This window comes from Streptomyces sp. SD15 (genome assembly GCF_054462255.1).
Window position 1 is genome coordinate 53,044 of record NZ_JBTLMO010000019.1, and the last position, 13,803, is coordinate 66,846.

11 protein-coding genes and 2 pseudogenes are annotated in these 13,803 nt (G+C 71.6%); 8 read left to right on the top strand and 5 right to left on the bottom strand.

All coding sequences use genetic code 11. The features are described from left to right. Window positions 1-41 precede the first annotated feature (41 nt). Window positions 42-2,204 carry an FUSC family protein gene (locus tag ACX28W_RS20335; protein ID WP_459000408.1) on the bottom strand — a complete coding sequence of 721 codons (2,163 nt, stop codon included), beginning with the start codon at window positions 2,202-2,204 and terminating at the stop codon, window positions 42-44. A gap of 247 nt (window positions 2,205-2,451) precedes the next feature. On the opposite strand from ACX28W_RS20335, the gene ACX28W_RS20340 reads away from it, so the two are divergent. After that, window positions 2,452-3,330: a DMT family transporter gene (locus ACX28W_RS20340; RefSeq protein WP_459000409.1), complete on the top strand. Its 879-nt coding sequence runs from the start codon at window positions 2,452-2,454 to the stop codon at window positions 3,328-3,330. A 148-nt stretch (window positions 3,331-3,478) separates the two neighbouring features. Here ACX28W_RS20340 and ACX28W_RS20345 read toward each other — a convergent pair whose 3' ends face one another. After that, window positions 3,479-4,594 carry an ADP-ribosylglycohydrolase family protein gene (locus tag ACX28W_RS20345; RefSeq protein WP_459000410.1) on the bottom strand — a complete coding sequence of 372 codons (1,116 nt, stop codon included), beginning with the start codon at window positions 4,592-4,594 and terminating at the stop codon, window positions 3,479-3,481. Window positions 4,595-5,073: 479 nt separating this feature from the next. Then, a pseudogene (locus tag ACX28W_RS20350) lies at window positions 5,074-5,319 on the bottom strand (ATP-binding protein); the annotation flags it as partial. Window positions 5,320-5,734: 415 nt separating this feature from the next. Between ACX28W_RS20350 and ACX28W_RS20355 the strand changes: the two are divergent. From ACX28W_RS20355 to ACX28W_RS20365, 3 genes and pseudogenes are all read left to right on the top strand, one after another. After that, entirely contained in the window at window positions 5,735-6,196 is a 462-nt protein-coding gene (locus tag ACX28W_RS20355) for a prevent-host-death family protein (RefSeq protein ID WP_459000411.1), read from the top strand. Continuing rightward, window positions 6,193-6,546, top strand: coding sequence for a hypothetical protein (locus ACX28W_RS20360; RefSeq protein WP_459000412.1), 354 nt, complete (start codon window positions 6,193-6,195; stop codon window positions 6,544-6,546). Before ACX28W_RS20355 ends, ACX28W_RS20360 begins: the two co-directional genes overlap by 4 nt. A 77-nt stretch (window positions 6,547-6,623) precedes the next feature. After that, window positions 6,624-7,135 (top strand): annotated as a pseudogene (locus ACX28W_RS20365) (DUF2165 domain-containing protein). A gap of 11 nt (window positions 7,136-7,146) precedes the next feature. On the opposite strand, the gene ACX28W_RS20370 reads toward ACX28W_RS20365, so the two are convergent. Together ACX28W_RS20370 and ACX28W_RS20375 are read right to left on the bottom strand one after the other, a co-directional pair. Then, window positions 7,147-7,725 (bottom strand): hypothetical protein, encoded by a 579-nt coding sequence (locus ACX28W_RS20370; protein ID WP_459000413.1) that lies wholly within the window; start codon window positions 7,723-7,725, stop codon window positions 7,147-7,149. A gap of 73 nt (window positions 7,726-7,798) precedes the next feature. After that, the gene (locus ACX28W_RS20375) at window positions 7,799-10,384 is read right to left on the bottom strand and encodes a bifunctional FO biosynthesis protein CofGH (protein ID WP_459000414.1); all 2,586 of its coding nucleotides are present in this window, start codon (window positions 10,382-10,384) and stop codon (window positions 7,799-7,801) included. A gap of 219 nt (window positions 10,385-10,603) precedes the next feature. On the opposite strand from ACX28W_RS20375, the gene ACX28W_RS20380 reads away from it, so the two are divergent. From ACX28W_RS20380 to ACX28W_RS20395, 4 genes are all read left to right on the top strand, one after another. Further along, window positions 10,604-12,136, top strand: coding sequence for a CehA/McbA family metallohydrolase (locus tag ACX28W_RS20380; RefSeq protein WP_459000415.1), 1,533 nt, complete (start codon window positions 10,604-10,606; stop codon window positions 12,134-12,136). A 215-nt stretch (window positions 12,137-12,351) separates the two neighbouring features. Continuing rightward, window positions 12,352-12,714: an ArsR/SmtB family transcription factor gene (locus tag ACX28W_RS20385; protein ID WP_459000416.1), complete on the top strand. Its 363-nt coding sequence runs from the start codon at window positions 12,352-12,354 to the stop codon at window positions 12,712-12,714. Continuing rightward, window positions 12,711-13,250 (top strand): SRPBCC family protein, encoded by a 540-nt coding sequence (locus ACX28W_RS20390; RefSeq protein WP_459000417.1) that lies wholly within the window; start codon window positions 12,711-12,713, stop codon window positions 13,248-13,250. Before ACX28W_RS20385 ends, ACX28W_RS20390 begins: the two co-directional genes overlap by 4 nt. Next, window positions 13,247-13,801 carry a TIGR03086 family metal-binding protein gene (locus tag ACX28W_RS20395; RefSeq protein WP_459000418.1) on the top strand — a complete coding sequence of 185 codons (555 nt, stop codon included), beginning with the start codon at window positions 13,247-13,249 and terminating at the stop codon, window positions 13,799-13,801. Before ACX28W_RS20390 ends, ACX28W_RS20395 begins: the two co-directional genes overlap by 4 nt. Window positions 13,802-13,803 lie beyond the last annotated feature (2 nt).

Sequence of the window (13,803 nt, forward strand, 5' to 3'; positions counted from 1 at the left end):
GCATCGCTCACGCGTCGGGCCGGCCAAGCAGTTCACCCGCTTCACCCGCTGTCGGAAACCTCCGACGAACGAGTGAAGGAACCAGGTCCGCCGGGACCGACCACGGTGTGTTCCAGATCGCGGAGCGAGCCCTCGATCCTCGACAGCTCGGCGTTGAGGCTGCTCAGCCACGTCTCGAGGTCGATCAGTACGGGCAGCGGCGGGGTGTTCTCCGGCGGCGTGAGAGGCGCGTCAGGCGCACCCGGCCGCTGCTGGTCACCGGCGGCGAGAGCGGCGATCCGTGTCGCGGCGGCGGCCACATGGCCTGCTGCCGTACGGGCCCACACCGCGGCTCCGGCCGGAACGTCGGCCACGGGCAGGTCGAAGCGGGGCAGCCACTGGGTGCCGAGCAGCACGTGGCGGGCGGAGATGAGCACGGCCTGCCAGTCGGCGCGGGCCTCTGCCGGCGTTCCCGAGGGCTCGCTGCGGTACTGGGCGTACGCGGCCTCCGCGAGCCGTAGCCGGTGCTCGGTGGGCAGCGTGGACGGCGAGCGGGCGGCGCCGGGCGGGGCGGTGACCGCGTCCACGGTGCCCGTGACGAGCGGACCGCAGGAGCGGAGCAGCGCGGCCATGGTGGTGCGCACCTCACGCCGGGCACCCGCGGGCCAGGCGAGCAGTCCGCAGAGCAGGCCGATCACGCTGCCCGTCACGACATCGATGACGCGTGCCTCGGCAAGCTGCCAGGAGGCCGGGGCGATCTGTGCGAACGCCGACGCGACGACGAGGGTGAACAGCGCCTGCGCCCAGGCGATGCCGAGCAGCGGCCCCAGCGCGAACGCGGCCAGCATGCCCGGCGCGAGCACCGCCGCGTACGCATCGGTCTGCCGCCCGAAGCCGACGAGCAGCGCCCCGGCGACCACGGCGCCCAGGAGGTTCCCGGCGAGCATCTTGGGGACCGTCGCCCAGGTCTGCGCGACGGTGGTCCTGCTCATCGTCAGCACGGCGAGCATCACCCAGAAGCCGTGCGGCAGATCGAGCGACCCCGCCACCAGCCGCGCCGCGCCGAGGCCCAGTGCGGTGCGCACGGCGTTCTGGAACAGCACCGACCGCAGCGTCACATGGCCGAAGAGCCGCTTCACCCACAGCCCGACGGTGCTCGTGTCGGCGTACCAGAACAGCTCCCGTGGCGGAATCGGCGGCGTCCGCCGCCCGTGCGCGGCGATCCGTGCGGCGCTCTCCACCACGCGGGCCGACTCGGCGATCCCCAGCACGGCCGACTGTCGCCTCAGCACCGGCACCGGCGGTACGGCATCGGGCGGCCCGGTCGCCTGGCTCGTCCGCAGGACCTGGAAATCGAGCATCGCCTTCTCCAGCGCGCCGGGCCGCGGCGGCGGACGGCCGTCGCGCAGCGCGCCCGCGGTGACGTCGCAGAGGCCGGCGACCCGGCCCAGCAGCGCAGCGCAGGCCCCGTACGCGAGCTCCGTGCCGCCGCCGACCCTGCCGCTCGCCCGGGGCGGGGGCGCGGCCGGCATCACCTCGGCGAAATGGGCCAGCTGGTCCAGCAGACGGCGGGTGGCCGTGCCCGCCTGCGTCAGCGCCCGGTCCCTGCGCGCGGGGCCCGCCGGGCGCTCGGCCTCCGGCACGCCGGACAGCCGCAACCGCCTGCCGGCGTCCCGAAGGCCGGCGGGGTCGGCGCCGGTCGGGTCCGCCGCGGCGTCGGCCGCGACGGTGAGCGCCGCCGCAAGCCGGGTCCGGTACGGGGCGGCGGGCGGGGCCGGCAACACCAGGACCTCGCAGGCCGCGAGGAGCAGGATCCCGGTGGTGAGGCCCGCCAGGCGCAGGCCGAGGCTGTCCGGGGCGTACGGCGGAACGCACGCCAGGATGTAGAAGAGCTGGAGGCCGGGGCCCGCCCTGGCCGCCCGGGGACCCGCGACCGCCGCGAAGGCGAGCAGGAAGCCGACGACCAGCATGCCGAGCACCGCCGCCCAGGTTTGGACCGCCAGCACCGTCCCCAGCGTGACCAGCAGCAGACCGACGGGCAGCGCCTTCAGCATGACGGCCGCGCGCTGCCGGCCCGAGCCGGGGATCGAGGACAGCATGCCCAGCGCCACGGGTCCGAACAGCGCGTACAGGGCCATTTCGGGCCTGTCGAGCCCGTACAGAAAGGCGTAGAACCCGGCGCTCGCGGCGACGGTCACCCGGACGGCCCGACGGAGGACTGCCATCCGCTCCGGCCCGCCGGTCACGGCCGGCCCTCGGGGCCTGTTCCTGGTTGCGGGCCGGGCTCGCGCATGGGCACTGTCCTCTCGGCCGACGCCGTCTCGACGCGGTGAGCGCGGTGAGTGGGTCGGGCCGGCGACCTGCTCCCATTGTCGGACGGTGCCCCACGGCACGCAGCCCGTACGGATCGCGCGGACGAGGGGCCGGGGCCACCATGGCAGCAGGTGCGGGCCGGAGGCGGGAGGTCGTACGGTGCACACCCTCGTCCCGGTCCTGTTCGCCCTCGCCGCCGCGCTGAGCAACGCTGTCGCCACGGTGCTGCAGCGCCGGGAGGCCCTCGCCGTGCCCAGCTCGGCCGGCTTCCGTCCAGGGCTGATGCTCGATCTGCTGCGGCGTCCGCTGTGGCTGCTCGGGATCGTCGCGGTCATCGCCGCCGGTGTGTGCCAGGCCCTGGCCCTGAACGCCGGGGCGCTGGTGATCGTCCAGCCGCTCCTCGTCCTCGAGCTGCCGTTCGCGCTGATCGTCGCCACGGTCCTCTTGAACCGGCGGCTGCCCCCCACCGGGTGGGTGGCCGTCGCGCTCGTGGTGGTGGGCCTCGGTGTGGCGCTCGCCGCCGCCGACCCCAGCGGTGACCGCACGTACGTACCGACCGACCGCTGGATTGCCGCCCTCGCCGTCTGCGCCGGCGTGATCGTCGTCCTCTCCGCCGCGGCGCTGCGCCGCCCCGAGGGCCGGGTCCGCGCGGCCTGCCTGGGTGCGGCCTGCGCGGTCAGTTACGCGATGACCGCGGCGCTGATGAAGGCGGTGACGCACATCCTGGACGACCATGGTGTGGCGGCGTTCTTCACCGCCTGGCAGACGTACGTCTTCGCCGTGGCCGGCGGCACCGCACTCTTCCTGCTGGAGAACGCGCTACAGGCGGGCCCGCTGGTCGCCTCCCAGCCGGCGATCACGCTCGGCGACGCGACGGTGAGCCTCGCGCTCGGCGTCACGCTGTACGGGGAGCATGTGCGCACCGGCTGGTGGCTGCTGCCGCAGCTGCTCGGCCTCGGACTGATCGCCACAGGCGTGGTGATGCTCGCCCGTATCCCGCTGACCGAGTCGGTCGTGACCGCCGAAAAGGCGCCCTAGTGCGAGCGAACCGGACGTTCTGGACCCTCCGAGCCCTTCGGGCGAGCGGGGGTCCAGGGGGCGCAGCGCCCCTGGCGGGGGTCCGGGGGCGGAGCCCCCAGGAAGGGATGGGACGGGTAGGGGCGGCGGGGGCGAACAAACTCGCCGCTCACGCCCGCGGATAGCGAGCCAACCACCCCGGCGACGACCCACCCGGCCCGTGCAACGCCGGCCCCTGCGTCATCTCCATCGCGAAGTCGTCCGCCAGGACCAGCATCGTGGGACGGCCCTCCAGCTCGGCCAGCCAGGCCGGCGGCAGGGCCGTCTCGCCGTGCAGCGCACCCACCAGCCCCCCGGTGAGGGCCCCCGCCGCCCCGGAGGGCCCACCGTGGTTCACCGCGAGGCACAGCCCGTGCCGGATGTCCTCACCGACCAGCGCGCAGTACACGGCGACGGCGAGCAGCCTCTCCGCCGTCCCCTCCCCCGCGAGTTCCTCGACCCGCCCCGCGCTGGGCATCCCCTGCCGTACGGCGCCCAGCGCGTGCTGGAGCGCGTCCGTGACGGGCTGCTGCCCCGGGCGCGCGGCGAGTATCGCCAGCGCGCGCTGCACGGCCGCGTCGAGGCTCTCGCCGCGGGCCAGCGCGTGCACGATGACGGCGTACGCGCCCGCCGCCAGGTACGCCGTGGGGTGCCCGTGCGTCTGCGCGGCGCACTCGACGGCGAGCTGCATCACGAGTTGCGGCTCCCAGCCGACGAGCAGCCCGAAGGGCGCGGAACGGGCGACGACCTCGGCGCCGAGCTCGCCGGGGTTCTTGGGCGCGTCCAGCGTGCCCATGGTCTCGTCGCCGAGGCCGGTCAGACATGCATGGGCGGGGTCGCGGCGGGCGTACAGCCACTCCTCGCGGGCCAGCCAGCCGTCGTCCTTGCGGCGCTCGTCCGGGCCCCAGTCGCTCTGGGTGGCCGCCCAGCGGCGGTAGGCCCGGTGGAGGTCGGTCGGCGGATGCCAGGCGCCGGTGTCGCGGCGTACCTGGGCGCGTATCAGCCCGTCGAGGGTGAACAGCGTGAGCTGCGTGAGGTCGGTGACGGCGCCGCGACGGCCGTATCCGAAGGCGAGATCGGCCAGGCCCTCGGCGCCGTACGCCTCCCGTATCTCCTCCAGGGTCAGCCCGTCGAGGGGCGAGCCCAGGGCGTCGCCGACGGCCGCGCCCAGCAGGGTTCCGCGCACCCTGCTGCGGAAGTCCTGCTGTTCGGCCCGGCCCCAGACGGCACCGGCTGTCGCACCCACCGAGACCTCCCAGGCACCGTCCGTACGTCCGACAGCTCAGCACTGTAACCGAACGGGAATGGTCGGCTGAGGGGGCGGATCGGTATGCGGGGTGTGGGTGAAGTGGCCGTAAATGGTCAGGTTTGGGCGCTTGTGGAGAGGTCCCGGCCGCGGCGATCAGCCGTACCAGGTGACATTGCAGACGCACACACACTCATGACGTGGTACGGCCAGGAAACCGATGAACCCCCGACCGCCGAGAATGTCGAATTCGCGCAACCCGCGTCCTGCTTCCTCGGTGATCAGGCCCTCGCATCGGGATGGCAGTCCCGTCGGGGGCCGATTCATGTGTGCGGTTGTGTCGCCGACGCTGCACCACGGAGTCCCTTGCGCGCCAGCGGAGTTGGTGATTTTCACCCCTGGTGTGAGCGTCGGGGACGGTGGGGGTCGGGTCGGCGCTCTCCCCGGTTCTTGGTTCTTTGGCGTCGGGCCCTACCAGGTCACGGTTCCGTGCGATCCGGCGCCAGTTCGGCCCACACCGTCTTGCCGTGAGCGGGCGCCTCGTCGACGCCCCAACGGTCCGCGTACGCCGCCACGATCCGCAGCCCCCGCCCCGCTTCCGCCTCGTCGCCCACCGGGTCCGGAATCCGCGGGACCCGGTCTCCCCGGGCGTCGGCCACCTCGATACGGAGGGCGCCGTCGGCGTGGAGCATGAGCGCGAGCCGGAAGTCCCGGCCCGGTACGCGGCGCCGCGCCTTGCTTGGCGAACTGCGCACTGATCGCCGCCATCGCCTCCGGCACGCTGCGCACGGTCTCGTCCGTGCAGGCGGTGAGCGCCTTGCGCTGCGCAGCCATGGCCTCCAGTTCACGGACCAGTGAGGACTTGCCCACTCCCGCCGTGCCGTGGACATGAAAGACGAAACTGTGCCGCTCGTCCTCCGGCGAGGTGTCGAAGTTGGCGCGGAAGAGGTCGAGCTCGCTGCGACGACCGACGAAACCCGCGCGTTTACGGCGCCCGATCAGCTCCTGCATCGACGGCCGCGTCGACCCCATCCGCCCCACCCCCGTAGCCGGTCCGACTGAATTCTGGCAGAGGACTCGAGCGCCCGGACAGACACTCGACGATTGACTTCGGAATACGTTCCGAAGTATCGTCGAGTCATGTCCACTCCCACGGTCGCCTTCTCTGAGCTCTCGAAGAACTCGAAGCGAGTCGCGGACACGCTGGACCGGACTCCGCGTGTACACATCACGCGTCGGGACGGCGAGGATCTCTACCTGACGACAGCACGCCATGACCAGCAGCGCGAGGAGACGGCGGACATCACGGCCCGCCTTCTCGCCGCCCTCGTGCGCAGCGATGCCGGCGAGCGGGCCATACTGCGGGCGCTTCCCTCAGTCTTCCCATGGGTTCGTCATCTGTCGGCGGACGAACTGAAGGAGTTCGTGGCCGAGCTCATCGACGCCACGTACGACGCGGCCCAGCTGGACGTCCATGGCAATCTCCACCGAGTCGTCGTCGAATGGCGCGCGACGGCACGTGTCCTCGCCGACCCCGAGCTCACCGCGCAGCTCACCCGTCGGCTGCCGGACGAGGACCACGGCGAGGTGACCGCGCCGTGAGCCCGAAGCGGGGCGACGACGTCGCGTCACCGCCGGTGGGCGAGGAGTGGCGCCTGCGATTCGCGACGAACGAGGCGGCGAAGGGATGGGGCGAGCTGGGCGCGGAGGCGCCGGGCAACACTCGGCGCTGCTTCGAGGCGCTGCGCAGCGACCCGCTGTCCCGAGCGGATCCCGACCGCCAGCACCGGCTGCGCGGTCGTCTGGCCACGGGCAACCTTGGCGGCCAGGAGTATCCCCAGTGGGAGTACGAGGTGACCGCGGGGGGTCGCGTGCGCTATCTCGTCGACGAAACACGCCGCACCGTCCACCTCGTGTACGCGTCCACCCGCCACCCCAAGGACAGCGAGTAGCTTGTTCCCGGGCGGGAGGCTCCAACTCCCGCACCAGGAACGTCATTCCGTAAGGCCACCCCTCATTCTGACCCAATGTGTACGGGACTTGGCGGGCCACTGCTCCCACCTCGCGCACCCTCCCCCTCACGGTAACCGTCGCCCTCTACATCACCCTCGTCGCCTTCGGGAACATCACGGACTTCGGCACCAACCAGCAGTTCGTCCGCCATGTCCTCGCGATGGACACGACCTTCAAGGACGACGATCTGATGTGGCGGGCCGTCACCTCGCACGCCTGGCAGGACGCGGCGTACGTCACGATCATCGTGTGGGAGACGATCGCCGCGCTCGTCCTCATCGCCGGGACGTATCTGTGGGCCCGCGCAACTATCCGCAGGCCCGGCGGATCTCCACCCTCGGCCTGCTGATGCTTCTGCTGCTCTTCGGCGCCGGGTTCATCGGCATCGGCGGCGAGTGGTTCGCCATGTGGCAGTCGGAGGACTGGAACGGGCTCGACGCCGCCACACGCGTCTTCATACTCAGCGGGATCGTGCTGCTGGTCATCCATCTGCCGTGGGGTGGAGCGGCGGGCTCGACCGACGACTGATCGCCCGGCCGCTACTTGACCACCGAGACCGCGGTCCCCTTCGCGCCGAACTCCCAGACGGCATCCCCGTCGGCGCTGGGCATGCGGATCGCCCCGGTCTGCACGCCCGCCGCGGGCTGGGGCGAGGAGCCGTCCTGCGCGTTGGAGAACGCGATGTTCACTCCGGACGCGACGGTGAAGTAGACGATGTTCTCGACCTTCGTACCGTCGGTGCCCGTGGTCGAAGGGAGTCTGGAGGAGACCGCGTACGTACCCGGTGCCGGGCTCACCGTGCCCGGCCACACCGCGAAGCTGCGCCGGGTGGTCTCGCCCGTGTCGACCAGCCACACCCGCCGCTGCGCGAGGGAGTAGACGATGCGCCGGCCCGTGCCCGAGCCGTCGGGTACGGCGGCCACCGCCGTCTTCTTGGGTGAGGCGGATGCGGAGGGCCGCGCGCTCGCCGACGCGGACGGCTTCGACTTGGCGGCGGAGGCGGTCGGGTGCACCCCCTGGTCGGCCTGCGCGGCGAGCGCGCCCACCGCTACGATCGCCGCCGCGGTCAGTCCGGTGACCCAGGCCCAGGAGGGAAGCCGTCGGGCAGGCACGGGCACGCAACTCCTCAGCGTCTGACCCCTCCACCGGGGGTCGGATCATCGTACTCCGACCCCCATGCGTACCCTTCCGTCACTCCAGAACCGGCAGCAGCTCCGGCAGATGCCCGTCCGACGCCGACGCGGCCCGCTGCCGCTCCTCGGACACCGCCCCGTACAGGGTGGTGCGCGGCTTCGCCGGACGCCCCGCCGCCTCCGCGACGGCGATGAGGTCCTTGACGGACTTGTACGAGCCGTAGGACGAGCCCGCCATCCGGGAGATGGTCTCCTCCATCAGGGTCCCGCCGAGGTCGTTGGCGCCGGAGCGCAGCATCTCCGCCGCGCCCTCCGCCCCCAGCTTCACCCAGCTGGTCTGGATGTTGGGGATGTGCGGGTGGAGGAGAAGGCGGGCCATCGCCGTCACCGCGCGGTTGTCGCGGACCGTGGGGCCCGGGCGGGAGATGCCCGCGAGGTACACCGGCGCGTTGGTGTGGATGAACGGGAGCGTCACGAACTCCGTGAAGCCGCCGGTCTGTTGCTGGATACGGGCGAGGGTGCGGAAGTGGCCGAGCCAGTGCCGGGGCTGGTCCACATGGCCGTACATCATCGTCGACGAGGACCGGATGCCCAACTCGTGCGCCGTCGTGACGACCTCGATCCAGGTTGCCGTGGGCAGCTTGCCCTTGGTGAGGACCCAGCGGACCTCGTCGTCGAGGATCTCGGCCGCCGTGCCGGGGATGGTGTCGAGCCCGGCCTCCTTCGCCGCGGTCAGCCACTCGCGGATGGACATCCCCGTACGTGTCGCGCCGTTGACGACCTCCATCGGGGAGAAGGCGTGCACATGCATGCCGGGGACACGCGCCTTCACCGCCTTCGCGATGTCGAAGTACGCCGTGCCCGGCAGGTCCGGGTGGATGCCGCCCTGCATGCAGACCTCTACGGCGCCCACGTCCCAGGCCTGTTGGGCGCGGTCGGCCACCTGGTCCAGCGACAGCGTGTAGGCGTCCGCGTCGGTGCGGCGCTGGGCGAAGGCGCAGAAGCGGCAGCCGGTGTAGCAGACGTTGGTGAAGTTGATGTTCCGGGTGACGATGTAGGTGACGTCGTCCCCGACGACGGACTTGCGCACGTCGTCCGCGATCCGGCAGAGGGCGTCGAGAGCCGGGCCGTCCGCGTGCAGAAGAGCCAGCGCCTCGTCGTCGGTCAGCCGGGTCGGGTCGTCGGCGGCCGTCGCCAGCGCGGCCCGTACATCCGTGTCGATGCGGGACGGCACCATGCCGGGCGCCGCCGCCTCGCGCAGCTCCTCCCAGTCGCCGTAGACGAGGTCGAAGTCGTCCCGGCGGTCGCCGGTGCGCCCGTCGGTGTCGATGGTGCGGTGCAGGTCGGTACGGCCGGACGCCGTGAAGGCCTCTTCCGGCTCCTGCCACGGATGCCCCTCGACGACGGCGTCCTGCCGCGCAAGCCCCGTCTCCGGGTCGGCCAGCGCCCGTACGTGCGGCAGCAGCCGCGGATCCAGCCAGGGCTCACCGCGCCGCACGAACTCGGGGTAGACGCACAGCCGTTCGCGCAGCTCGAAGCCGGCCTCCGCCGACTGCTCCCGCAGGAGGTCGATCTGCGGCCACGGGCGCTCGGGGTTGACGTGATCGATGGTGAGCGGCGAGACACCGCCCCAGTCGTCGATCCCCGCGCCGATGAGCCGCCCGTACTCGGAGTCCACCAGGTTCGGCGGCGCCTGGAGACAGGCCGCCGGTCCCATGATGTGCCGGGCCACGGCCACCGTGGCGACCAGCTCGTCCAGCTCCGCGTCGGGCATCCCCCGCATCGCCGTGTCCGGCTTGGCGCGGAAGTTCTGGATGATCAGCTCCTGGACGCCGTGGTAGGCGCGGGAGACTTTCCGCAGCGCGAACAGCGAGTCGGCGCGCTCCTCGTACGTCTCGCCGATGCCGATGAGGATCCCGCTGGTGAAGGGAACGGAGGACCGGCCCGCGTCCTCGAGCACCCGCAGCCGTACGGCGGGCTCCTTGTCCGGCGATCCGTAGTGCGGCCCGCCCGGCTCGCTCCACAGCCGGGTCGCCGTCGTCTCCAGCATCATGCCCATGCTCGGCGCGACGGGCTTGAGCCGCTGGAAGTCGGTCCACGACATGACCCCGGGGTTGAGGTGCGGGAGCAGCCCCGTCTCCTCCAGGATGCGGATGGAGATGGCCCGTACGTACGCGATCGTGTCGTCGTACCCGTGCGCGTCCAGCCACTCCCGGGCCTCGGGCCAGCGGTCCTCCGGCTTGTCGCCGAGGGTGATGAGGGCTTCCTTGCAGCCGAGTTCGGCGCCGCGCCGGGCGATGTCGAGTACCTCGTCCGGGGACATGAACATCCCGTGCCCCGCCCGGCGCAGCTTGCCCGGCACGGTCACGAAGGTGCAGTAGTGGCATGTGTCCCGGCACAGCCGGGTGAGCGGGATGAACACGCTCTTCGAGTACGTGATGACACCGGACCGGCCCGCCGCCTCGAGCCCCGCGTCACGCACCCGCGCGGCGGACGCGGCAAGGTCGTCGAGGTCCTCGCCGCGCGCCTGCAACAGCACCGCCGCCTCGTTGACGTCGAGCGCGACGCCGTCCCGCGCACGCCTCAGCGCGCGCCGCATGGAGTTCGCCGTCGGCCCGGTTCCGGGAGTCGCGGAAGTCGTCATCCTTCGAGCATACGTTTGCGGTGATCAGGCACTACAGAGCGTCGGCGTAATCCTCCGGCGCGGCAGTTCGTTACAGGTTGCCTCTGGCACGGCCTGGAAAGCTGCCGCTTCCTTTCCCTTGCGCCCCTGTTCACTCCCGAGGACCAGAGTGGTACGCCCCTCTTGCACCACTCCACCCATGTCAGGTCACTCACCCCACGACACCTTGGGAGCAGCAGCATGTGCGAGGACGACCACGGCCCAGGCAGACGCACTCTGTTCGTGACCGGAGCCGCCGCCGCGCTTACGTTGGGAAGCGTGAGCTTCGCGAGCGGCGCCGATGCGGCCGACGGTACCGGGACCCCGACGAGCGGTACCGAGACCCGGACGGTGAGCGGCACCCTGCCGACCGGTTCGCCGGACTTCGTGTACCTCCCGGTCGAGGTCCCGCGCGGTGTGCGGGAGATCCGCGTCGTGTACCGCTACGAGAGGCCCACCGTCCCGGCCGGCACCGCGGGCAACGCCCTCGACATCGGCCTCTTCGACGAGCGCGGCACGGAGCTGGGCGGTGAGGGCTTCCGCGGCTGGTCGGGCGGGGCGCGCACGGAGTTCTTCGTCCGCGCGGACGACGCGACACCGGGCTATATCCCGGGGGTCATCAAGTCCGGCACCTGGTACATCGCGCTCGGCCCGTACACGGTCGCGCCGCAGGGCCTGTCGTACGAGGTCACCATCACGCTCACGTACGGGGACCAGGACAAAACCCCCGCCCCGAAGTACCCCCCGTCGCGTGCGAAGGGCCGCGGCCGGGCCTGGTACCGCGGCGACTGCCACCTGCACTCCTGGTACTCGGACGGCCGCCGCACCCCCGCGGAGATCGCGGCGCTGGCCCGTGCCGCGGGCCTGGACTTCATCAACACGTCGGAGCACAACACCCACTCCTCCCACCCGCATTGGGCGGACCAGGCGGGCGACGACCTCCTGATCATGCTCGGCGAGGAGGTCACGACACGCAACGGCCATGTGCTGGCGCTCGGCACGGACCCCGGCACCTTCGTCGACTGGCGTTACCGAGCCCGCGACAACCGCTTTGCGCGCTTCGCCCGCCAGATCCATCGCGCCGGAGGCCTGGTCGTCCCGGCCCACCCACACGCCACCTGCATCGGCTGCGGCTGGAAGTTCGGGTTCGGGGAGGCGGACGCGGTCGAGGTGTGGAACGGCCCGTACACCCCGGACGACGAGGTGTCGCTCGCGGAGTGGGACAACACGCTCGTGGCCTCCGTCCGCTCCGGCTCCCGCTCCTGGCTCCCGGCGATGGGCAACAGCGACGCCCACCGCGACCCCGACCCGGTCGGCACCCCGCAGACGGTCGTCCTCGCCGACGACCTGACCCGCGAGGCCATCCAGGAGGGCCTCCGCGCGGGCCGCTCGTACGTGGCGGAGTCGAAGCTGGTCTCGGTTTCGTTCACGGCATCGGGCGCGCGGGGCGAACACGCGGGAATCGGCGGGCGGTTGAAGGTGGACAAGGAGTCTCCGGTCACCGTCCGCCTGGAGGCCACCGGCGCCCCCGGCTGCACGATCCGCTTCGTCACCGACCAAGGGGTGCTGTTCACGAGCGCGCCGCTGCCGGTGTCCGGGTCCGGGACGGTGGAGTGGAGTACGACGGCGTCGTACGCGGCGTACGTACGGGCGGAACTGCGGCATGAGGCGACGGCGGCACCGCTGCCGGGGGCGCTGGCGGCGTTCACGAACCCCATTTTCCTGGGGAAGTGAGCGGGCGGATCCGTGGCCGCCTGTCCTCCCTCGATGGGCAGGCGGCCACGGGTTCTGGGATCAGTGCCGGGGGGACGGCCGCCGCCCGGGTGTGCATCTCGGGCGGCGGCCGTAGCCGTCCGGTCCGTCGACCGCTATTCAACCAGTCGGTTGACAATGCCACAGGCTCGGCCGTAGGTTTATTCAACCGATTGGTTGAATATGCGAGGTGCGAGATGGCCACCGACCGGCTGTCCCGGGTGTTCTCCGCTCTGGCCGACCCGACCCGGCGCGACATCGTGGCCAGGCTGGCCGCCGGGGACGCCACGGTCAACGAACTGGCCGAGCCGTACGACGTGACCGTGCAGGCCGTGTCCAAGCACATCAGGGTCCTGGAAGACGCCGGTCTGGTCAGTCGCAGCAGGGACGCCCAGCGGCGGCCCTGCCGCCTGGAGGGAGAGGTCTTCGACCTGATGACGAGATGGATCGAGCGTTACCGGCGCGAGGCGGAGAACCGTTTCCGTCAGCTCGATGCCGTCCTCGAGCAGATGAAGGAACAGCCGGTGACGGGCACCCCGACGAAGGAGGCGGCATCATGAGCACCACGAAGGCGAACCGTCGGCACGAGACGCAGATCGTGGCCGACCCGGCTCTGCCCACCATCCTCATCATCCGGGAGTTCGACGCTTCGCCGGGGCGCGTGTTCCGGTCGTACACCGATCCTGACCTGGTCGTCCAGTGGCTCGGCCCGCGTCGGCTCACCATGCGGATCGACGAGTACGACACGCGCAGCGGTGGGTCGTACCGCTATGTGCATCGCGAGGACGACGGGACGGAGTACGGCTTCCGCGGCGTGTTCCACGAGGTACGCCTCAACGAGCGCATCGTGCAGACCTTCGCCTTCGACGGCTTCCCGGACGGCGTCAGCCTGGAGACAACCGCCTTCGAGGACCTCGGCAGTCGCACCCGGGTCACCACCAAATCCCTCATGGACTCCATCGAAGCCCGCGACTCGATGATCAAGAGCGGCATGCAACGCGGCGTCCGCGAAGGCCACGAGCGGCTTGACGAGCTGCTCAGCGGCCGCCAGAGCAACGCCGACCGACGTACCGAGATGGAAGGCTTGAGATCATGACGAAGGCAGCCGATGAGCACCGCACCGTCGCAGTGGTATTCACGGACCGCGTGCGCGGAGTGCGTCCCGGGGCATGGGACAACCCAGCGCCGTGCGAGGGGTGGGTCGCCCGGGATGTGGTGCGCCACCTTGTCGAGTGGTTCCCGGACTTCCTGAAGGCCGGCGCCGGAGTCGAACTGCCGAAAGGGCCGTCGGTGGACGACGACCCGGTGGCGGCCTGGAGGGTGCACAGCGACGGGGTGCAGGCCCTCCTCGACGATCCGGCCACGGCGCAGAGGATGCTGTCGAACCCGCACATCGGAGAGGTCCCGCTGGACCAGGCGGTCGACCGGTTCTACACCGCCGACGTCTTCATGCACACCTGGGACCTCGCGCGGGCCACCAGCCAGGAGGAGCGCCTCGACCCCGGCAGGTGCGCCCAGTTGCTCGACGGGATGCTGCCGCTCGACGACGTGCTCCGCAAGAGCGGGCAGTACGGACCACGGACCGAGGTACCCGAAAGCGCCGACGTACAGACTCGCTTGCTCGCCTTCATCGGCCGTAAGCCCTGAGT

Bases quoted from the DNA above. Each gene is read 5' to 3' on its own strand.
- ACX28W_RS20335 (WP_459000408.1), bottom strand. From the start codon at position 2,204: ATGGCAGTCCTCCGTCGGGCCGTCCGGGTGACCGTCGCCGCGAGCGCC.
- ACX28W_RS20355 (WP_459000411.1), top strand. From the start codon at position 5,735: ATGTCCACTCCCACGGTCGCCTTCTCTGAGCTCTCGAAGAACTCGAAG.
- ACX28W_RS20375 (WP_459000414.1), bottom strand. From the start codon at position 10,384: ATGACGACTTCCGCGACTCCCGGAACCGGGCCGACGGCGAACTCCATG.
- ACX28W_RS20380 (WP_459000415.1), top strand. From the start codon at position 10,604: ATGTGCGAGGACGACCACGGCCCAGGCAGACGCACTCTGTTCGTGACC.
- ACX28W_RS20385 (WP_459000416.1), top strand. From the start codon at position 12,352: ATGGCCACCGACCGGCTGTCCCGGGTGTTCTCCGCTCTGGCCGACCCG.
- ACX28W_RS20390 (WP_459000417.1), top strand. From the start codon at position 12,711: ATGAGCACCACGAAGGCGAACCGTCGGCACGAGACGCAGATCGTGGCC.
- ACX28W_RS20395 (WP_459000418.1), top strand. From the start codon at position 13,247: ATGACGAAGGCAGCCGATGAGCACCGCACCGTCGCAGTGGTATTCACG.